20 protein-coding genes are annotated in these 21367 nt (G+C 40.2%); 5 read left to right on the top strand and 15 right to left on the bottom strand.

The window, feature by feature from the left end; translation table 11 throughout:
- The first annotated feature begins 42 nt into the window (after positions 1 to 42).
- Together BMX24_RS08810 and BMX24_RS08805 are read left to right on the top strand one after the other, a co-directional pair.
- Positions 43 to 2679 carry a glycoside hydrolase family 2 protein gene (locus BMX24_RS08810; RefSeq protein ID WP_089791660.1) on the top strand — a complete coding sequence of 879 codons (2637 nt, stop codon included), beginning with the start codon at positions 43 to 45 and terminating at the stop codon, positions 2677 to 2679.
- Positions 2680 to 2822: 143 nt separating this feature from the next.
- Positions 2823 to 5435, top strand: a complete 2613-nt coding sequence (locus tag BMX24_RS08805; protein ID WP_089791658.1) for an alpha/beta hydrolase family protein — start codon at positions 2823 to 2825, stop codon at positions 5433 to 5435.
- 544 nt (positions 5436 to 5979) lie between these two features.
- On the opposite strand, the gene BMX24_RS08800 is transcribed toward BMX24_RS08805, so the two are convergent.
- The 14 genes from BMX24_RS08800 to BMX24_RS08740 form a co-directional block, all read right to left on the bottom strand.
- Positions 5980 to 6237, bottom strand: coding sequence for a hypothetical protein (locus BMX24_RS08800; protein WP_089791656.1), 258 nt, complete (start codon positions 6235 to 6237; stop codon positions 5980 to 5982).
- Positions 6238 to 7521: 1284 nt separating this feature from the next.
- Positions 7522 to 8319, bottom strand: coding sequence for a PRTRC system ThiF family protein (locus tag BMX24_RS08795; RefSeq protein ID WP_089791654.1), 798 nt, complete (start codon positions 8317 to 8319; stop codon positions 7522 to 7524).
- The gene (locus tag BMX24_RS08790; RefSeq protein WP_089791651.1) at positions 8316 to 9032 is read right to left on the bottom strand and encodes a PRTRC system protein B; all 717 of its coding nucleotides are present in this window, start codon (positions 9030 to 9032) and stop codon (positions 8316 to 8318) included. The genes BMX24_RS08795 and BMX24_RS08790 overlap by 4 nt, the downstream gene beginning before the upstream one ends.
- 10 nt (positions 9033 to 9042) lie before the next feature.
- Positions 9043 to 10191 carry a hypothetical protein gene (locus BMX24_RS08785; protein WP_089791649.1) on the bottom strand — a complete coding sequence of 383 codons (1149 nt, stop codon included), beginning with the start codon at positions 10189 to 10191 and terminating at the stop codon, positions 9043 to 9045.
- 16 nt (positions 10192 to 10207) lie between these two features.
- Entirely contained in the window at positions 10208 to 10426 is a 219-nt protein-coding gene (locus BMX24_RS08780; RefSeq protein WP_089791647.1) for a PRTRC system protein C, read from the bottom strand.
- 28 nt (positions 10427 to 10454) lie between these two features.
- On the bottom strand, positions 10455 to 10985 hold the full coding sequence (locus tag BMX24_RS08775; protein WP_089791646.1) for a PRTRC system protein E: 531 nt from the start codon (positions 10983 to 10985) through the stop codon (positions 10455 to 10457).
- Complete coding sequence (locus BMX24_RS21025) at positions 10982 to 11197, bottom strand: hypothetical protein (RefSeq protein ID WP_139176796.1); 216 nt, start codon at positions 11195 to 11197, stop codon at positions 10982 to 10984. The genes BMX24_RS08775 and BMX24_RS21025 overlap by 4 nt, the downstream gene beginning before the upstream one ends.
- A complete protein-coding gene (locus tag BMX24_RS08770; protein ID WP_089791645.1) occupies positions 11178 to 11384 on the bottom strand; it encodes a 3-isopropylmalate dehydratase in 207 nt (68 codons plus the stop codon). Before BMX24_RS08770 ends, BMX24_RS21025 begins: the two co-directional genes overlap by 20 nt.
- Before the next feature lie 42 nt (positions 11385 to 11426).
- Positions 11427 to 11705, bottom strand: a complete 279-nt coding sequence (locus BMX24_RS08765) for a hypothetical protein (RefSeq protein ID WP_089791644.1) — start codon at positions 11703 to 11705, stop codon at positions 11427 to 11429.
- 50 nt (positions 11706 to 11755) lie between these two features.
- On the bottom strand, positions 11756 to 12091 hold the full coding sequence (locus BMX24_RS08760) for a penicillin-binding protein (RefSeq protein ID WP_089791643.1): 336 nt from the start codon (positions 12089 to 12091) through the stop codon (positions 11756 to 11758).
- Between the two features lie 61 nt (positions 12092 to 12152).
- Positions 12153 to 12602, bottom strand: a complete 450-nt coding sequence (locus BMX24_RS08755; protein WP_089791642.1) for a hypothetical protein — start codon at positions 12600 to 12602, stop codon at positions 12153 to 12155.
- 59 nt (positions 12603 to 12661) lie between these two features.
- Positions 12662 to 13126: a hypothetical protein gene (locus BMX24_RS08750; protein WP_089791641.1), complete on the bottom strand. Its 465-nt coding sequence runs from the start codon at positions 13124 to 13126 to the stop codon at positions 12662 to 12664.
- A 69-nt stretch (positions 13127 to 13195) separates the two neighbouring features.
- Complete coding sequence (locus BMX24_RS08745) at positions 13196 to 14269, bottom strand: DUF932 domain-containing protein (protein ID WP_089791640.1); 1074 nt, start codon at positions 14267 to 14269, stop codon at positions 13196 to 13198.
- A 53-nt stretch (positions 14270 to 14322) separates the two neighbouring features.
- Positions 14323 to 14715 (bottom strand): single-stranded DNA-binding protein, encoded by a 393-nt coding sequence (locus tag BMX24_RS08740; protein WP_089792853.1) that lies wholly within the window; start codon positions 14713 to 14715, stop codon positions 14323 to 14325.
- A gap of 895 nt (positions 14716 to 15610) precedes the next feature.
- On the opposite strand from BMX24_RS08740, the gene BMX24_RS08735 reads away from it, so the two are divergent.
- On the top strand, positions 15611 to 16138 hold the full coding sequence (locus BMX24_RS08735) for an RNA polymerase sigma factor (protein ID WP_089791639.1): 528 nt from the start codon (positions 15611 to 15613) through the stop codon (positions 16136 to 16138).
- 71 nt (positions 16139 to 16209) lie between these two features.
- Here BMX24_RS08735 and BMX24_RS08730 read toward each other — a convergent pair whose 3' ends face one another.
- Positions 16210 to 16977 (bottom strand): XRE family transcriptional regulator, encoded by a 768-nt coding sequence (locus tag BMX24_RS08730; protein WP_089791638.1) that lies wholly within the window; start codon positions 16975 to 16977, stop codon positions 16210 to 16212.
- 61 nt (positions 16978 to 17038) lie between these two features.
- Here BMX24_RS08730 and dinB point away from each other — a divergent pair, with 61 nt between their 5' ends.
- The gene (gene dinB, locus BMX24_RS08725) at positions 17039 to 18193 is read left to right on the top strand and encodes a DNA polymerase IV (RefSeq protein ID WP_089791637.1); all 1155 of its coding nucleotides are present in this window, start codon (positions 17039 to 17041) and stop codon (positions 18191 to 18193) included.
- Positions 18194 to 18203: 10 nt separating this feature from the next.
- On the top strand, positions 18204 to 21266 hold the full coding sequence (locus BMX24_RS08720; RefSeq protein WP_089791636.1) for a DNA polymerase III subunit alpha: 3063 nt from the start codon (positions 18204 to 18206) through the stop codon (positions 21264 to 21266).
- Positions 21267 to 21367: the final 101 nt, after the last annotated feature.

The following is a 21367-nucleotide window of genomic DNA, read 5'->3' as shown; positions in this document are numbered from 1 at the left end:
TAAGTATTTGGTTGAAGTAAAATAAAAAACAAACAATTCCTAATGATTAGTGTACGAAATTTTGCAAGGGTGCTGCTCATTGCTACAAGCAGCACCGGGTATTGCTTTGGACAAAAGGCAAAGGAATGGAGGGCAGCTGATGTGGCGGTCAAAACGATATGGGCTGATTCGGTGACTCCCGGTAACGTGTATCGGGAATATCCAAGGCCGCAGATGGTGAGAAAGGGAAACTGGACAAATTTGAACGGACTATGGCAAATCGCTTTTTCCGACACCTCTGCTCAGGAGCCTTCCAGGTATACAAAAGAAATCCTTGTTCCATTCCCGGTAGAATCGGCACTTTCAGGTATCAAAGAGAAATTGTCTCCGAATCAGTTCTTATGGTACAGAAGGAAATTCCGGCATTCTTTTCAAAATACCGATAAAGTCCTGCTGCATTTTGGTGCGGTGGATTATAAAGCCTGGGTATTTATCAATGGTAAGGAAGTGGGCATGCACGAGGGTGGATATACTTCATTTTCCTTTGATATCAGTAAGTATCTGGTGAAAGGAGATAACGACATCGTAGTTAAGGTCTATGATCCTACAAACATAGGTAAAGGGCCGCATGGAAAGCAAGTCCTTACTCCCGGTAATATCTACTATACGGCAAGCTCAGGGATTTGGCAAACGGTTTGGGTGGAGACTGTTCCGGAGAATTTTATAAATAGTTATACAATTAAGTCCCGTGTGGACGTCGGTACCGTTGAATGCAGCGTAAAGAGCCCGGAAGATGGTGTGGTGGAAGTGATTATTAAGGACGGGAATAGTGTTGTTGCAAGAGGCCGCGGTAAAAGTAATCAGCAGATTAGAATCCCTTTGGTGAGTCCAAAGCTCTGGTGGCCTGATGCTCCATTTTTATATACCCTCAGCATCAAACTCATTGGAAACCATAAGACGAAGGACAGTGTATCAGGCTATTTCGGATTCAGGGAAGTTTCAATTGCAAAAGATGCTTCCGGAATCAGCCGTATCTTTTTAAATAATAAATACATCTTTAATCACGGGGTGTTAGATCAGGGTTTTTGGCCTGAGGGACTATACACGGCGCCCACTGCCAGTGCTATGGAGTTTGATGTCAAAGCGATTAAGCAGATGGGGTATAATACCATCAGAAAGCATATCAAAGTAGAGCCGGAGCTGTGGTATTATTATGCAGATAAGCTTGGTTTGTTGGTTTGGCAGGATATGGTGAATCCGAACCAGGGATTACCGGAGGGTGCTAAAGCTGCATTTGAGAAACAATCCGTCGAAATTGTACATCAACTGTATAATCATCCGTCTATTATTATGTGGGTGGTCTTTAACGAAAGATGGGGACAGTTTGACCAAAAGAGAGTTTGCGATATGATCCGATCCAATGATCCTACACGAATTATTAACGGGCATTCCGGAGAATATTTATATGTAGATAATAAGCTGCGGGAAAGCAGCAAAGAACCCTATACAGGATCTGATGTGACCGATGTGCATAGCTATCCTTTTCCGAAGCTTGGTATGAAACTCGAGGGCAAAGCGCAGGTTTGTGGAGAATACGGGGGAACCGGTGTTTCCATTACGGGCCATCAGTGGGATGATCTGAAAGGGTGGGGATATATCCAGGCTTCAGTACGTGATCTCAAACTCAAATACTCAGCAATGATTGATTCTGTTAAAAGATTGGAATCTGAAGGCCTCTCAGGAAGTATCTACACTGAACCATTCGACGTGGAAGGTGAAGAGAATGGTCTGATGACCTATGACCGGAAAGTAATCAAAATACATCCTGCTGAATTATGGGAGATCAACCGAAAGTTAACCGGTGAGGGTACTCAAAGTCCTTTTACCTCGGTCTTGGGTTCAGTTACTTATGATGCTGATATTGAAGCTAAGAAATATGAAGTTCTTTCCAGGCTATATGAGAATGGCAGAAAAGATTCGGTTCTTCTCCGGCAACTGACTTTGAGAGCTTTTAGAGACAGCAATTGGGTAAAAGCAAGGCAGTTGACCGGTGAGTACCTGAGTATTATTAGAGATCCTTACTCAGTCGGCAACCTTACATTTTTAGTGTTTGTCACAGTATCTGTAAAAGATCCGGGTTTCAATGTCTTTCTCAACAATACACAGCAAATCAATGCTACCCTCGGCGCCAATTACGCGGAAGGGATGATTCGAAGGTGGGTATACAGAAGTGAAATTAAACCTGTAATAGATGCGGGTCATTCCGATAGTTTGGAATCAATGATCCCTGTTATTTCGAATAAGTATGGTGTTGTAGGGGCCGAAAAGCTATATGGTGAGTTGATGATGTATTACTTTGGAAAAAAGAACTGGGAGAAGTTTGGGAAATATTATTCCCTGTATTATCAAACGGCCATCACAAGGAGTGAATATCATATCAATAATATAAGCTGGCCGGTGGTAGAACATATTGAAGATCCACTTGTTTTACAAACCGCTTTGGTGACGATGAAGTATAATATCGACAAATTTTCACAGGATAATCCTTATGATGCCGACACCTACGCGGGTATCCTCTTTAAGATCGGGATGAAGAATGATGCCATCAGGTGGGCAGAAAAGGCGGTGAAGCTGTCTAATAATCAGGCTCAATTTGTCACCAACCGGGATAAACTGAGATTGGGTCAAAAGACCTGGTAGTGTTTTCGTCTGTTGTATAAGTAGAAGGCACTATAGCAGTATGGTGCCTTTTTTAATGAAGTCCGCCCTCCTACTGTTTACATGAAATCCTATAGCAGCAATGAGCGGTAATTTTTAACTGTTTACTCATACAAATATTCAATATGATAGTAACCCTTAACAGATTAGCGAAAAACTGGCATTTTCTGTTGTATATATTGTCTTTTTTCTGTGGTTCAGCTCAACATAAGGTTATCGAGTTCTCCGATATTAAAAACTGGCCGGTTTTGGATTATCCTTCACTTTCACCGGACGGACAGTATGCAGCCTATCTCATCAGATCGGATGCAGGCCCGACCAGCAGGCTATGTGTCAGAAGCTTTGATCAATCTGCTGCTTTTGAAATTGAAAACGTCAGGGACTTCAATTTTGCAATGAATTCTCGGTTTTTGGTATATAGCGTTGAAGGTAAGGAATCGATAACCATCGTTGATTTGAATACTCAAAATAGAAAGGAGATTGACAGTGTACGGAGTTACCAGTTCATCCGTGATAGAACCAATGACTGGCTGTTGATGTTAAAATCAGGATTATCGAATGTGATGGCAGCATTAAACCTTAGTACTGGTAAGCATTTTGAGTATGATTCAATCGCTAGTATTCGCTTTTGGGCAGAAGGCCGCAGGCTCATTGTCGAAAAAAAGAGTGATTCTGTCGTTACATTGGAGCATATTAATCTGAGAGATGGAATACAAAGAACGATTTGGAGCGGAAAAAAGGTTCAGTCTTTTGAATCTAATGAAAGAACGTTACAATTCTTTACCCGAACAGAGGATCAGTCAGGAAACCTGTATGTTGATGTTTACCAATTAACAGAGCAATCCGTAAACCATTTATTCAGGAGACGGCTGGATAGTCTCAATGTGAAGGTGGAACGGATCCAAGGTTTGAGTAAAGATTCCAGGTTTTTATTCTTTTATGCCAGAAATCCGTTGGAGACAAATGGGTATACCAAAGACACCCTGCAACGTTACGTAAGAATATGGAGCTATCTGGATCAGCAGCTTAAAACTGTTCGTGATCAAACTCATGGACGGATACAATATTATTTATATGCAGTCTCCCTTTCTGACGGGGCAGTCCACAGAATAGAACAGCCTAATGAGCAGGCTGCAGAGATTGGACCTGGGAAAATTCTGATCCGAAAGCAGGAAGGTGATTGTCATGTAAGTGATGCGAATTGGAATAAGGCATGTTCACACGGTTATTACCTTTTATCAACCACTGATTTTAAAAGAAGCCATATACCTGCACTGGATAATCAGCAGGTTTCTGCCTCTCCTGAAGGCAAATATCTGTTGTATTTTGATTACAGGTTGAAAGCATATTATGCATATAGTATTTCTACCGGCCAGATATATCCGGTCACAAAGGGTATCAACGGGGCAACCTGGACTTCTCACGCAAGTAAAGTGGTAAGAGGTGTGGCCGGGTGGCTTCCCGATGACCAGCTTGTTTTACTCTACGACAGGTACGATATTTATGCTTTTGATCCGACAGGGAAAAAGGATGGATATTGTCTGACTGACGGAATTGGGGAAAAAACAAAAACAGTTTTTGCGCTGAGCTTTAATCAGACCGGTCTTCGACCATTTAAAAACAGAAATGAGCTTTTATTAACGGCCCTAAATACGGTCAACAAAGACAACGGGTTCTATAAGGTTACCATCGGAGGTGATCTGCAAAAACTCTCTTTCGGACCTTATTTGTTTGATGTTTCGCAGGTAAAATCCGGAACCGATTTTCCTCCTGCGGAATGTAATTTCGTCCCTGTAAAGGCTCAGTTCGCTGATGTGTATCTGATAAAGAGAATGACAGCATCAGAATTTGGAAACCTTTACCTGACAAAAGACTTTATCCATTTAAAAAAGATAAGTGATTTGCATCCTGAGAGGGGATTCAACTGGTATACTTCAGAACTCCATTCCTGGCGAAGACCTGACAGTACTCTGGCACAGGGGATATTATACAAACCTTATGACTTTGATTCTACAAAGAAATACCCTGTTATCTTCCATTATTACGATAGAAAATCCGATGGATTACATGCTTATATTACTCCTGATGCATTATATTATGGAGCATCCATCAATATCCCCTATTATGTCAGTCGCGGGTATCTTGTTGCTTTGGTTGATATTGATTTTAAGACGGGATATACCGGAAAAAGTGCGCTTCAAACGCTGGAATCGGCAGCAGGATACTTTGGCGAATTTGCTTATGTTGACAGTACACGGCTTGGGATAGAGGGTTTTAGCTTTGCAGGCTACCTGACGTATTATTTGGTGACTCATACCAAGAAATTTGCAGCAGCAAGTGCAGGTGCCGGACTTACGGATTTGATCAGTCAGTTTGGAACGCTGAGTTTAAATACATTTTCGCAGCATGAGCTTAGTCAATACAGGATGGGGAGCATGTTATGGGAAAGACCTGATTTATTTGTAGAAAACTCCCCCGTGATGGTAAGCAGTAACATTGAAACTCCCTTACTCATGATGAATACTACCCATGATGGTTTAATTGGGATTGGACAATCGATCGAGTTATTTACTGCGCTTCGCAGGCAGGGAAAGAAGGTTTGGTTTTTGGAATATCTGGAAGGGATTCATGGGGTAGGCGGTGAAAGTGCGTTGGATTATTGTGTGAGACAGCAAGAGTTTTTTGACCATTATCTAAAAGGCAAGCCGATGCCGGAATGGATGACAAAAGAGAATTGATTTATACAAGAAATTAAAAGAAGGGGTTTATAGCAATATAGCCCCTTCTTTTTGTCGATTGAATTAATTGATCGTATACCAGGTCGTTAACGGGCATGATGTGTTGAGTCGAGTGGTGTAATATAAATTGGTTACGGTAAAAATGGGCTGTCCGGGGATCTGAGGCTGTAAGGTTAAGGGCAAAGTAGTAGGTAGCGTACAAATTCCGGCTGCATTATTGAAATAGAGTTGTTGTGGGATCCTTGTTGCTTTGAAAGCTACAGTACCGCCAACTACAGCCAACAGCACTGTGGCAAAGAGAATAATTTTGGCACGTTTCATAATCTTGATGCTTTTGTGGTAAAAGACAAATGATGAGCAGTTGATCTACTTTTGCCGGCAGAAATAATTAATTGGCGGAAGCGGCTTACTTTGGTCTTCTTGTGAAGACCTTCTGGAATTGTATAGGAGAGTCTGATACCGGGGTAGATAACAAGAGTGAACTGATTATTGTAATAAAAGAAAGGGGCTATAGCAATATAGCCCCTTCTTTTCATCAATTATATCAATTGATTGTATACCAGGTAGTGAGTGGACAGGATGTAGTGAGACGAGTTGTATAATACAAATCGGTAGTAGTAATTGGCAGCTGTCCAGGAGTTGGAGGAGTCAGCGTAAGGAACAACGTAGTTGGAACATTACAGATTCCTGCAGCGTTTTCAGTGAACAGTGGTTGCGGAACTCTTGAAGCTTTAAAAGCGAAAGCTCCACCGATTACTGCAAACAGGGCTACACCTGCTAAAACGATTTTGGCACGTTTCATAATTTTAAGGTTTTTTATGAATGATTAATGTTTTACCCGCGCTTTTATAGTAACAATGAGACTGCGGGGTCGATCTCATCATTTGTTTCTGATCAGAATATCTTTATGGAGAATTTTTACCATATTATTTGTTCGTACGTAAGAGATAGTGAGTGAGCTGAGCGTTTCTGAGAAAGATAAGATGATCATTGTCCATATTATCCTTTTGGGTTTTGTCATAGCTCAACTCATTTGTGGGTTTGTACCTTCTCAGGCAAAGCTTTACTGCCACCTATTGTGTCAAAATAAGAAACTGTGAATCCATATTATAGGCAGACTTCCTGCCCATAAAGCGGCGAATCATTTGTATGAATTTCAGCAAGGTATTCATAGTTAAAATATTAGCTAGTGATTGAACAATGAGAAGCATCATATAGCATGATCTTTTTTCTGTTCGGCTTTTATTATAGAAGTTTGACAAAGTGTATTTGATATTGTGACTTTCCTTCAGCATTACTTTTGAATGTATATTTTATGGTTAACATGGTACTTGATTTCTTGATAGAACAAAGATCGATTAATGGGTAGAAAACTACTTAGGAGATGGACGGTAAAACTTTGGAGAACCGGAATCGTCTATGTCGAAAAAAAAAATCAACCCTGTTTCGCGCAGGGTTGATTAAAAGCAAAATGATCCGGTTTTTACACCGGACGTTCGTTCTGAGTTGCAGTTCTTAAAGGTAAGATTGTACGGTAAGAAATTAATTAGGAGATCGGGAATATTATGGCACGCAGTGTGAGCTAAGGCATTTTCTGATGACTATTCTTCTATATAAGAGTTTTCCGGGAACTAAAGGGTAACTCTATCAGGCATAAACTCTAAACGATAAAAAAAAGTGCAACCCTGCAGAAGTAGGGTTGACGTATTTACACCATTAATATTGTTAAAGAAGAATTCACGCACTTTTGGGAGTGTGCTCATTCTATGCTGTAAAGGTAGCTTTGTATCATGGTTTTAGACTTAGGAGACAGCGAATTTGAATAATGGGTATATACGTTAGAATTCAGTGAATAACTGGAAAAAACAATAGCTTACAAATAAATATCTGAATTGTAGAAGCAGTAGAATATGACATCAAGAACGGAACTCCGAAAGTTCCGTCAAAATTTGCCGCAGCCTTTTGACAGAACGCTTTGGAGAAATAAGGAAGGTGTTCTGTCAAAGGGCTGCACCGTTTTTCGGGCAAAAAGACGGTTCCGACCCCAGTGAGGGAGGATGCGTCTTTTTGCCGCGCCGACCCCCGCTCAGGGGAGCGGGATCGGTTGGGAACGGAAATCCTTCAGATTCAGGAAAAATCCTCTGTAAAAGGTCAGACCGTTACGAAACAGCCCCCATAATAGAGAGCATCCTAATTGCGCTAACGCTCCATTGATGTAAAGATCTTGTTTTTCTAATGCTTCCGCAAGACTACAACTCGGTGTATCATCCTCTGCTTCGGATTGTTGCAGGAGGTCTGCAAATTCCTCGGTGACAAGGGGAAGGTTTGCCACTGTTTCATATTTTTTGGAGGTTGGCTGTCTGATATTCCCAATAGTAGAGAGAATAACCTGACCAGAATCCTTTGAGTTCCCAAAATCAATGAGGTATTTCAGTTTGGAATTATGCCTTCTTTTGGAGGTTAGCATATAGGCAATTTCGAAACGTGCTTTTACACTATCCACGCAGGAAATATAAATATCGGCTTCCACATTTTCAGGATAATAGTTTTGTCTTTCCCAAGAAAATTTTTTTGTTTCTGCTTTCCAGTTTGTCCCTGTCCATCGGTTAGCACGATTGATAAGGGCAACAGATTTATAAAGTCCCAATTCGCAGGATGCAAACCTTTGTCTCCCTATATTGGCTTCTGTTATGGTATCATCATCCCACAGGCGCACCGAAAGACCTGCATGTCCCAATGCTATGAGACTTTGGTGCATTTCTAACAGGGCGGTCAATACTTTAGAACCTGTACCGCCACTGCCTATAACATTAATGGTAATGGGATTGGTCGGGTTAATCAGGTCTGTGTCTGTAAAATGGACTTTCGTTATTTCGGGTATCATTGTAATAAAGATTTTAAGGGTATGATGCTTTTTTTAAGGACTTCTTTCGGAAATGCTTTACCTGTAGAGATAAGCTCTTCCCATAGGCTTACACAGTTCCCTTTAATGGGGTTATAATCTCCCATCAGGTGACTGAAATAGGAATTAAAGAAATACTCTTCCCATGCAGTAGTAAACTCTTCAAGGGATGCAGTTTTCTGTATTCGAATATCCACTGTTCCCATGCAGACATTCCCGCTTTCATAGACATTAAAAAAAGGAGCGTTGTAGAGTGTTGCCTTTAGCGTAGGTCTGCGGTTACTGATCAATGCAAATACTGAGAGGTGGTTTCTATCTGCTGACCATAATAAAGAAGGCAGGAAAGCTTCACCTTGTTGAATTCCCAGTTTTTCCGTAAAAAGAAGCTGTCTTTTCTTTGTGGGAGTAAACCATACCGCTTTACTTTTTACAGCATCCAGATACAGAATATGTTTCCCTATAATATCCTTTGGGGTAAGAAAGGTTTCCTTTTCTTGTTGTATTTTCAGTGCTTTGGAAAGCCTCCCTGCTTCCCTGATTGTTAAAGGGTGGGCATTAACCAGTGTTCCGTTTCTGTCTATATCAAAATGCTCTATATACGTGTTGGCACTGTCGTATTTTGCGACAGATTGATAAACAATCAGTGCTGATGTGGGGTGGTAGAGTGATGTGAATTGTTCAGTAATATCGTTCATGGGTTTGTATTTAATAGTGATTAAGCAGGAATGCCAGTTCTTCCATCAGGGCAAAAAGTCTTTTTTCAAAATCTAGGGAGCCTTCTGTGATCGGGTTTCCGTCAAATTTTTTTATAAGGGCAGGTTCTTCCAGTTCCCCGTATTCCTGCAATTCATTGTTTATCATCTGCTCAAGCTGTTCGCTGAGCCATCCCTTTGAATCCGCATAAAAGGAAACATACCTGTCCATTGCGACCATTTCGTCTTGTTCCTCTTCCTCTAGTTCTTCATTGGTGCTAATATTTCTGAAAACCGTTTCATTGGGATATTGCTGATAAAGATGAAAAGCTTTTTCGGCTACTTTCAGGCAATCCCAGTCAATAAGGTCTTTGGCTTTAAAAGAGGTTAGCCTTTTTTCGAAATAGGTTAAATTAGAAAGGTTGAAGATTTTCTTTTCCATATAAGTGCCAATCATTTCTGCCTGATCTATCTCACCCATATAGTCCGCATTTTCTTCGGGTTCATCTTGCATTATCCAATCTTTCAGTATATCGTATTGCCAGAAGAGATAAGAGTCTTCCTGACGGTAGTAGGGAATATCTGCAATATGATAGAGATAGGTACAAACTGACAGTAAAAGAATGGCACTTGCTCTATGTTTTGAATCGTTCAGCATTCTGTACAAGGGTACGACGGGAATATAATAGAGACATGCTCCTGTATCGTAATGTTCTTCAATGGTGAGATAGGTTTTTTCCTCATCCTTCAACAATCTTATTTTTCCAAATTCTTTTACTTTGCTTTTAAGCTTTTCTTCGGCATCCCGTAATGCCATTGCGACATTCATGGGATAACTCAAAGATTGGGTAGGTATTATTTCCATCCCGTAATGCTCGGATAGGTGGGAAAGGGATTTATAAAAATCCCTTTCCGTTATAACCATTTTATTAGAATCCTGTACGAATTCAGTTTCTTCCAGTCTGGGCAGAAAAGCTGTCCTTAGAAAAGCATGGGGAGCATTGAGACAGGGACGGACTGCTGTTTGTCCTTTTTGATCTCTCCCGCGTCTTTGGGTCTTTCCATCCATCGGATGAATTCTCCCAATTGGTAATGCAGTTTTCTTTGCTTTGGGTTTTGGGGAAGCTGTATCATTCCCGTTATAACAGGTGTCATAATTCATTGCTATTGATTTTAAGTTAACCTTTGGTTCCGATCACGCTTTCAAAACGATATTGTATGGTATCATCTTTGATAATGGGGGCTGATATTTTAGCCGTGGTCAGGATAGGATACGTATTGGAATAAAAATTCAGTACTGCCTGAGTACTCCATTTGGGTTCGGGGTCAGTTAAGGTTATTTCTTGATCTTTATCCTTGAAGATAAATACCCGTTCTAATTGTGTTGCCAGTAACATAGTATTTCTTTTTTATGATTAGACTCAATTATTCTGCTGTTTCCTGATCGAAGAAAGAGGGTGCAAACTTCCTTGCAAAATCATTTTGCCGTTTACGAATGATTTCGGCATGGTCGGGATACTCGGACGTTTTAGGAAGTGCCGTCCATGCTTCTTTGTATTTTCCTTCTTTTTCAAGGGCATCCGCTTTGGACATGGCTTCTTTGTACTTTTTCTCCTTATCATCTTGCACTTTTTTCTCTTTGTCTGTTTTTTCCTTTTCCATTGCGGAATTTTTTCGGGTTTCATCTAATTTTTTCATATACTCTTCCATGTTATCCAATAAACCCGAAGTAGTCTGCAAGGGCGTGGTAATTCTTTCAAAAAAACCGCTATCCAGTTCATCAGCAGTTCCTTTGAGGGTAAGTGGTGGGATGATGTTTTTAGCATCATCCCCGCATCCATCATTTTGAAGTGTCACCGATACAATAAGATTGTTTTCCACTCCTTTGGCAATGGTTAAGAGAATAGTTCCGTTAAGATTCATTTCTCCTATCTGATTAAAAAATTGTGTATTCATTGCTGTTTTATTAAAGGTTTTTTGGTGTTTTTGTTATAATTGACTTTAAAGCCGTTGCTATGGATAATACTTTCCAATAGGTTTCTGGCAAGAGTTGCATCAAAATCATCTATTTTGGTCATATCTAAATAATGAAGCCTTTCAAACTCCTTTACCATTCGGGCGATAATGTTTAGCGCCTTGTACTCTGTTTTATTGGCGAGGTTGCTCATTTTGATTTACCTTTTTTACTTTTAACTTCAATAATTTCTCATGGAAATCGCGCCAATATTCCTGTCTCTCTTTGTCCGTAGGATGCGGGGGTGAATGCCCTGCATCCTTGAAAAACTCTGCCATTTGTATGGCTCTATTGAGATCGGGTATTTCAATTTGATACCCGTTTAAATCTGTTATTTTCATTGCTTTTTGTTTTACATATTATCGATATTTGTGAACCAACTGTCAGAATGAATGCATCACTTCCATTTCATCCCAGTCGATAGCATTGAGTAAATCGTCAAAACTGTCATACCAGTCACTATCATAGAACTCTCCGACAATTTTAATTCCTCCGGTACGTTGCTCATTTATTCGCTCCACTATAATCTGTATCCTGCTTCCATTAGCAGTTCCACGTGGGTAGAAAGGACTTTTAAAGGTGATGATACTGCCTTTACTTTTCAGGAATTGTATTCTCTTCTCACGGGTATCATATCTCTTTTCGTTAGCGTTCTGTTTCATGTTGTATGAAATTTTAGTTTAGAAAAAATTGATAATCATAGAGTGACAGACTACCTGTCAAGCGCTTCGAGATAATCGTTATATCGATGGGTAATCTCTTTGCCTTTATGGAAAGCTTCCTTTCGGTAATTGAAGTTTTCTTCAAATAACCTCACTTCCTTAGTGGTAAGGTCTATGGTGTAGCGGTAGGTGGCATTGGCGCGTCTTTCATCCATTGTACAGTGTTCTGCAAGCAATTCCAGTTCTTTCTCACTGTCTTCCATTGAAAGAAGAGGTAGTATTACCTGTTCCACGATGTATCCTTGTTCGGGTGCGCTACTATTTTCAGCGACACAGATAATGGATTTTCCGTTACTTAATATAATATGAAGGTTTGCGCGTGTCATTTTATTGGGTTCACTGGTTAACGAATCAATTGTCGCGTTTTAGAGTGTTTCTGATGCTGTGTTATCTTTCGAATCGGTTTATTTCGAGTCGGTTGGGGTTATCAAACAGATAGTTGAAAATCTCCTGTATCTGCGCTTTTGATGGCTTATAGTAATAGTTTTTTTCCTCGTAAGCCTGCATGATATATATATCCCTTTTTGTCTGATATGCCCTTGCTACAGGTACTCCTTTATCTCCCTCGTCCACCCATAAAGTGAGTGTTAGTCTTGTTTCAGACAGCCTGTCTCCTATCATGTATACCTCATGACTTGTCAATTCCCCGTCTATTTTGTATTGAAAGATTGTTTTATCCTCAAACCATATTTTTGCAAGCCTGTTAAATGCTTCATGATTAGGGAATGTCATTTCTCTGGCAAAATGCAGGGCTTCAGGGGGAGCCATCATTTTTTTATTCTTGCCTTTGTAATACATCAGGTTTTCAATTCCAAACCAATTTATTTTTGTAATCATTTAATTTTAATTGTAAGGTTGTTAAAAGGCAACTGCCCGAAGGCAGTTACCAATAGGGATTACTGATTAGAATTACTTTCATCTGTTATATCTGTGTCCTGCCTGATTTCCAGCAGGTGCGTATTATCAAACAGGTAATTGAAAATTTCCTGTATCTGCTCTTCTGAAAGTTTTTTGTGATATTCTTTTTTCTTGTATACAGGTGTAATAATGGCTTCTTTGTCAGACTGAAAAGCCATTGCTACAGGTACTCCTCTCACTCCTTCATCGACCCATAATCCTAAATGCATGTCATTCTTGTATTGTGTGCCTATGATGAGGGTGTCATGACCTGTATATCCGTCACCCTCCCAATATTGGTGGATGGTTTCATCCTCAAACCAAACTCTTGCCAGCCTGTTGAATTTTTCATCTCCCAGTTTTGCCATGTCCTGCGCAAAGAGCATGGGCGAAGTGGGTGCAGATATAGTATCTCCTTTTTGGGAGAGAAGGTTTTGTATTCTGAACTGAAATTGATTTTCCATTTTTTCTGAGTTTAGTTGTGCATAATTTTTGAGAAGGCAACCACCCGAAGGCGGTTGCCTTGTGGTAGGTTAATTAAAATTCAGGGTGTCAGTACCTTCAAGGGCAAAAGCGGTGCAGAGTTCAAAAGCCTTTTGGGTCTTTGCCTGAGCTGTTCCTCCCAGTACGATGGATTGAAGTTTAGCTTCATCATTCTTGTAGTTGCGTACATTCTGATAGTAGCCTGTTACCGCATTGTACGCTCCGAATAACGTTCCTTTAGTGGTTTCCATCTGTTGCGTATCACTTGTCATGGCATAGGCGAAGGCATCTTCTACGGTATTTTTAAATAAGGTAGAAATTTCATCTTCAGCCCCTTTCGCCAGTAAGTCAAATGTTTCTTTATTAGGACAGAGAGCTAGTTGAATAAGTTTTCTGACTTCGCTGTCATTGATCTTTACTTTTGCCCAGTTGTTGAAAATGCCTTCTAACTGATTACTCATTGTGTTGGCGAGTCCCATGACCTTGTGGGCATCTTCCAGACGTTGCTTAGCTCCTGCGGTATGCTTGATACGTACCACATTGGTCATGTTTCTAAGCGAAGCGTTAAGGGTGTTCTGACAAACAATCCTGATGGGAGTGAATGCGGCGGTGATACTGCCACTGCCATCGTGAGAAGTAGTGAGGAAGATATACTTTTCTGTCACATCATCGCCATTTCCGACACGGATATAATCGGGCAGTTTTGCAGTAATGAATATACGTTCCCCTTGTCCCAATGCTCCTGCGGTTTCGTAGAGAATCCCCTCGCCACTGCCTACAATCGCATCGAAAAAGGAAAAGGCTTCGCGGTTTTGTACGATCTGGTAATCTTTACCCACCACGCCCAGTACGGTATTGTTGTCGGTACGGATATTGGCAAAGTAGTCGGGTACGTGAAGTTCATTCGATACTATTTCGATACCGCCAGCGGTTTCGATAATTCCTGAACCTTTGGTATAGAGTGGGGTTTTTAAAACTTCATAATCAAGTCCTGCGTGTCTGATCGCTTCCTCGCTTGTGGGGTATTGGTCTACAACCTGTCCTAAGTTGTGCCATGCTTTTTCTTTCACGCTGAAAAATGAATAGCGTCCTGTTCTTTCGTTGAAATTTAAATTATGTGCCATGATAAATGGATTTTAAAAGGGTTAAATACTATTTGGGTTCTACTGATTGGTAATTAAAAAGGGAGATCGTCCGTGATTCCATAGGCTACCACGTTGCTGTTTTCACTTCCTGCAGTATCCTGCGAGGTTTGTGATTTCTTAGAGCCTGTATAGAATTTTATTTCCGAAGTGTGGAAGTTGAGTCCTGCACGGATTTCACCGTTAGCGTTTGTCCACGCTCTCGCGCTTACTCTTCCTGAAAGTTCAACCAGTGTTCCTTTAGTAAGGTGTTGGGCAACGCCAGTACTGAGCCAGTACGCGCAGTCAAAAAAGGCGGTTTGTTCTATGCGTTCGCCTTGTTTGTTTCGATAACTGTCGTTCACAGCTAGGGAGAAGTTCACGACCTGTTTGTCCTTTGAGGTGGTATACACCTTCGCATCTTTTGTTAGTCTTCCGATGATGTTCATGATGTTGATTTTTAAGTTTGTGAATTTGTGTAGATTGATTTCTGCGCTATCCTGTGCGGTTTCGGTTACTTTCAGGCTCCCTGATTTTTCCCGATTTATTCGGTAATGAGAGGAGGTGCTGTTTCTTTTCACCTTTCTGCCTGTATTTGTATTGAACCGTTTCATAGCTGACATTTTTTTTATTCGTCTAAAGAGCCGGAGTATGCTTTGTTTTCTTTTCGGGAGCCAGAAAGACCCGTGCTTAGCAAAAGGCAAGGTTTTGGGAAAAAATACTACCCGTTAGGGTGGAGATTTTTTTCCAAACCATAAGGCCCCGACCTTGCCTGTGCGTTAAGAGCACGGAAATACTTTCGCTCCAGAAATGAGAACAAAAAGCATATCGGCTGACTTTGGATAAAGGAAAGTGGGGAAGCGATAAGCGGTTAATACAGGCAGAAAGGCAAAAAAGAGATTGCAATAACTAAATACCGTAAACAATAAGATCATTTACTAAGAAGATGCAATAATTAATTCCCTGAGTTAACAATGAATATTTATAGCCGGTTACAACCTTTATAAAGGAGATAAGAATACGGGTTTGTGTTAATTTTATTTTCGTGTTTTAATATGTCCTTACCCGTTAGTATGTAAAAGTTTGATATGTTGAAAAATTACTATATTTGTTAGCTTATTGTTTCTATATTGCTGTAAAAATCTTATTAGGGTTAATATTTTCATAGCTGAGAAGAAGTGTCGTTTATAAAGTAAAGGTTCTTGATTGATAAAAGAAAAACAGAAAATTAAGGCAGGACCTATCAATCCCTTATGAAAGTATCCTCATAGATTATATATTGACAACATATAGGCAGCACAATATAATTAACCCCAAAACTGATTGCCGGATGGTATTATAAAAATGTTCAGCTTTAGAAAAACATATGATAACTTCTTTAAGGAAGTATTTGAGCGCTACAGTCAGATGATATTCTCTTATATACTTGAAAAAGTGGGAGACCGAGTTGATGCGCTTGATATTGCCCAGGAAGTTTTTGTACACCTGTGGAAATACAGAAAGAGCATTAAGCAGGATGGAAAAGATCGGGGATTGATTATTAAGGCATGCCGGCAGGAAATTTATAAGTTTTATAAAAGCGGATATCAGCAAATGCGTACGCAGACCATTTCACTGGAGAATACAGAGTCTACTCTGATCGATTGTTCCGTGGAAGAATTGGAATATAAAATAGAGAAAGAAGAGAGGCTGGAACAATTGTATGCCGCATTAGAACTCATCCCTGCCAGACGGAAAGAAATTTTTTTGAAGAATAAGCTGGAAGGAAAAACGAGAAAGGAAATTGCAGTGGAGATGAAAATGTCCGGTTCAGCTATCGGAAATCAGATCGATAAAGCGATGCAATTTCTTATTGGTAAATTAAGACGATAGATGACCTCCTGTAATTTATAATCAAACAATTATAGTTTTGCTACCTACGACGTAAGAAAAGACTATCACACTCATAATTTCTCATTCAGTTTTTTAATATCCTTTCTAAGTTCCAGGAACATATCCTGGACACTCATGCTATCTGTGGAATTGTATTTTCTGTAATCCTCAGGCAGAAGCCCCCAAACATACAGCCATACTTCCAGAATATCAGATAATAGAATCTCATACGGATCGTAAAATGAATTGTCGGCACATACGGTTATTGATTTCTTATTTCCCGACATCAATGTTTTGTAGGTAATGCCCTCATTTCGGGTCACAAAAATGTATGCTTTGCCCGGTTTCAGATCCTGCAGCTTTTCAACATATTTTCCAATGATATAAGAACCGTCCATAAACGGGGGCATGGAATCACCGTCAGCAGGAAATGCGCGGTATTTTCCGTTGGATAAAAAAGGTAAAGAAATTCTCTGTAGGCTTTCTATATATCCGGGATCACTATAGCCTGTTAGGTATCCCATTGAAGCTTTATGCGGAATTATCTCGATAAAATTGTTTCCTTCAGGATCGACAATCACAGGCAGGACAATTCTGTTATCGGGAAGTTTTAATATATTTTCTAAAGAGTATTTTCGAATGTCAACGGTGAGAAGCAGGTCAATACTTATATTGACATATTTTGAAATTCTAATCAAAATCTCATAAGGCGCTTCAGAACGTCCGTCTTCATATTTAGAATAACGAACCCTGCTCATCGAAAGATCATCCGCAATTTCCTGTTGGGATAAGTTTTTCTGAGTTCTTAAAAACCTGATATTATCTGAAAAAATAGACATTGATACAATTTGTATCAGCAAATATACAAAAAGTGATACAAATAGTATCTAATTTTGTCCTGTGAACCGAGCGATTGTACATATGGATATGGACACATTTTTTGTGTCCTGTGAGCGTCTTTTAAACTCAAAACTCAACGGAATCCCCTTAATCATCGGAGGTGGCGACCGTGGAGTAGTGGCGTCGTGTTCTTATGAGGCCAGGAAATTCGGGGTTCGTTCCGCGATGCCTATAAGAATGGCACAGCGACTTTGTCCTGATGTCAAAATAATCAAAGGGGATCATGAAATGTATTCGAAATTATCGCATACTGTCACGGAAATTATCCAGGAAAAAGTTCCGGTAATGGAAAAGGCGAGTATTGATGAATTTTATCTTGATTTATCCGGTATGGATAAATTCTATGGCTGTTATCAATGGACTCAGGAGATAGCTTCAACAGTGACCAGGGAAACGGGACTTCCGATAAGCTTTGCCCTATCCACCAATAAAACCGTTTCAAAAATAGGAACCAGTGAAGCAAAACCTGTGGGAAGGCTTGAAATAAAAGAACATGAGGTAAAGCCTTTTCTAAATCCATTATCGATCCGGAAAATTCCTATGGTTGGAGATGCAACGTTTCGGCTTCTTTCAAGAATCGGAATACGGACCATACAGACCTTATCCGAAATGCCTGCAGAGGTATTGGAACAGATGATCGGTAAAAACGGGACGGAATTATGGAAGAAGGCTAACGGTATCGATGAAAATCCGGTTGTTCCCTATTCCGAGCGTAAATCCATTTCAACGGAAAGAACTTTTAGTACTGATACGATGGATGTTACAGCATTGCGAGTGCTGATATCGGGAATGGCAGAACAACTGGCCTATCAGCTACGAAAAGAAAAATGGCTGACTTCTACGGTGGTGATCAAGATCCGTTATGCCAATTTTGATACGGAAACTAAACAGTGCAGGGTCAGTTATACATCTGCAGACCACACCTTATCGCGGGTAGCGCTGGATTTATTTAATAAAGCCTATACACGGAGGATGCGGCTTCGCTTGGTCGGGTTACGCTTTACGGGTCTTGTTCATGGCTTGCATCAGATGAATTTATTTGAGGATACTGCTGAGATGATCAGTCTTTATCAGAGTATGGATCATATTAAAAACCGCTTCGGAAGCCAGGCGGTAGGCAGGGCTTCAGGATTTGATTTCGACAATAAGCATTAAATTATTACCTATGTTTCTTAACTGCCATTCATATCATAGCCTGCGCTATGGAACCTTGCCCCTTGAAGAATTGGTACGGCAGGCCCATGAATCAGGTGCCAGAGAGCTGGTACTGACAGATATTAATACGATTACAGGGATTTATGATTTTAAGAAAGAATGTGAGAAATACGGAATAAAGCCTATTGCGGGGGTTGAAATCAGAAAAGAAGACAGACTTCTTTATGTTGCCATTGCCAGAGAGTTTAAAGGAATTGGGGAAATAAACCGGATGATAACAGATTATCATTGTGAGGGAAAAGATTTATCGGAGACAGCACCCGTGCTGAAGAATGTATTCATTGTTTATCCTAAAGAAAATATTCCTGAACATTTACGGGAAAATGAGTTTATCGGGATTCGTGAGGAAGAGCTTACCCTTTTGATCCGTCCGGAACTTAAGAAGCTTATTCATAAAATGGTAGTATGGCATCCCATTACTTTCAGTACAAAAAAGCAGTATAACTTACATCGTATTTTACGTGCTATAGATAAAAATATACTGCTTTCAAAACAACAGGAAACAGATTATTGCAGGTATTCTGAGGTTTTTAAACCGGTTGATTCCATAAAAAGAGCCTATGAGAGTTATCCCGAGATCGTTGATAATACCTGCCGGATTCTCAGTGAATGCCGTTTTGATTTTGAATTTTCGACGCCCAGGAATAAAAAATATTACACCCGATCTAAGGAAGATGACCGTAAACTTCTGAGCAGGCTTGCTTTTAGCGGACTGGAAAAACGGTATGGATCGGATCATAAAAAGGCCAGAGAAAGAGTAGAGAAAGAGCTGAAAGTTATTGATCAACTGAATTTCAGTGGATACTTTCTCGTTACCTGGGATATTGTCAGATACAGCAACAGCATGGGCTTTATGCATGTTGGAAGGGGAAGCGGTGCAAACAGCATTATTGCATATTGTTTAGGAATAACCGACATCTGCCCGTTGGAGCTGGATCTTTATTTTGAAAGATTCCTGAACTTGAACCGGAAGTCACCACCCGATTTCGATATTGACTGGAGCTGGCAGGAAAGAGATACTATTTTACAATATATTTTCGATCGGTATGGTAAAGACTATGTTGCCTTTTGCGGCACCAATGTGGAATTTAAATACCGCTCTATCTTTCGGGAAGTCGGTAAAGTATTCGGACTTCCGAAAGAAGAGCTTGACGATTTGGCTACAAAGCCTATAGAATCTCACGATCAGAATTCCGTGGTAAGACTGGTACAGGAGTATGGTAAGCTGCTTGAAAAATTTCCAAACCAGAGAAGCATGCATTCCTGTGGGATACTGATTTCCGAAGAACCCATTACCAATTTTACGGCATTGGAGATGCCTCCTAAAGGATTTCCGATTGTTCAGTTTGATATGCATGTGGCAGAAGATATTGGGTTCGAAAAATTTGACATCCTTTCTCAAAGAGGACTTGGGACAATTAATGATACGGTCAAATTGATCAGAAAAAATAAGGGAACCATTGTTGATATCCGTGATACGACCTTATCAAAAAATGAACAAAAAACAAATGAATACCTTGCTCAGGGCAGGACTATTGGTTGTTTTTATATAGAAAGCCCTGCTATGCGGGGACTTTTAAGAAGACTGAAATGTGAGGATTACAGAACATTAGTGGCTGCTTCTTCCATTATCAGACCCGGCGTGGCACAGAGTGGCATGATGCGCGAGTATATTTTCAGGCATAATAATCCGGACAAATTTGAATATTTCCACCAGGTCTTTAAAGAGCAATTAGGAGAAACTTATGGTATTATGGTGTACCAGGAAGATGTGATCAAAATTGCCTTGTATTATGGAGGATTGGAGGCCGCCGATGGTGACATTTTACGAAGAGCCATGAGTGGAAAAGGAAGATCCTTATCAGCATTGCAGAAAGTAAAAGATCACTTTTTTGAATCTTGTAGCAGACAGGGACATCCTGAAGCACTTTCTAAAGAAGTTTACCGGCAGATAGAATCCTTCGCAGGGTATTCTTTCTGTAAGGCACATTCTGCATCTTATGCGGTAGAAAGTTACCAAAGCCTGTACTTAAAAGTATATTACCCGCTTGAGTTTATGGTTTCTGTTATCAATAATATGGGAGGTTTTTACCGTACGGAGGTTTATGTGCATGAAGCCCGGATGTCGGGGGGAATTATTCAAAATCCATGCGTGAACACGAGTGAATACCAGACTACGTTGCAGGGGAATGATATTTATCTCGGGTTTCAACACTTGCAGGGGCTGGAAACTGCAATTGCACAGGGTATTAGTGATGAGCGCAACAATAATGGGAATTATAAGTCGCTGGACGATTTTATCCGCCGTATTCCCATTGGAGTTGAAACACTACAGCTCTTGATTTTTATTGGCGCTTTCCGGTTTACCGGTAAACCCAAAAATGAATTGCTTGTCCAGGCCAGACTTCTGCAAAGCACTTTTAAACCTGAGAGTCGGGGATTAGTATTAATTGAGGAACCTGTAAAAGAGTATCAGCTTCCACAACTGAAAAGGGAACCTTTTGAAGATGCCTTTGATGAATTAGAACTGTTGGGATTTCCGGTTTCCTGCAGCCCTTTTGATTTATTGAAAACCGGCTATAGAGGTGATGTTTTGGTAAAAGACCTGTTGCAGTACCATAAGAAGCAGGTAAAAATGCTGGCGTATTTAATCTCCCGCAAGCATGTGCCAACTAAGAAAGGAACGATGTATTTTGGAACCTGGATAGATAGCAATGGGGATTATTTTGATACAGCGCATTTTCCGGATAATTTAAAAACCTACCCATTTCAGGGAGGCGGCTGTTATTTATTATTAGGGACTGTTGAAGTAGATTTTCATTTTCCAACCATTACTATTCAGAAAATGGCTAAGATGCCTTTTATTCCTGATCCAAGGTATGCCTATGATAAAGAAAAACAGTATGATATTCATCGCCAGATCAGAGAAGATGTGAGCATGACTCATCGTGAGCCCTATCCTCAGCAGCACGAAATTGGACTGCCGAGGAATAAGATGAACGGTCTAGAATAATAGACAATAGATTGTATTGATAAGTGTTAAATATTTATAATAATTGTTAAATAAAGTTAAATATCACCTCTTCGGGGGTGTTTTTTTTTGACATCATTTCC

Source organism: Chryseobacterium wanjuense, from assembly GCF_900111495.1.
Classification (GTDB): Bacteria; Bacteroidota; Bacteroidia; order Flavobacteriales; family Weeksellaceae; genus Chryseobacterium; species Chryseobacterium wanjuense.
The sequence above is the reverse complement of the archived record's forward strand: the minus strand, read 5'-3'. Positions and strand labels throughout refer to the sequence as shown.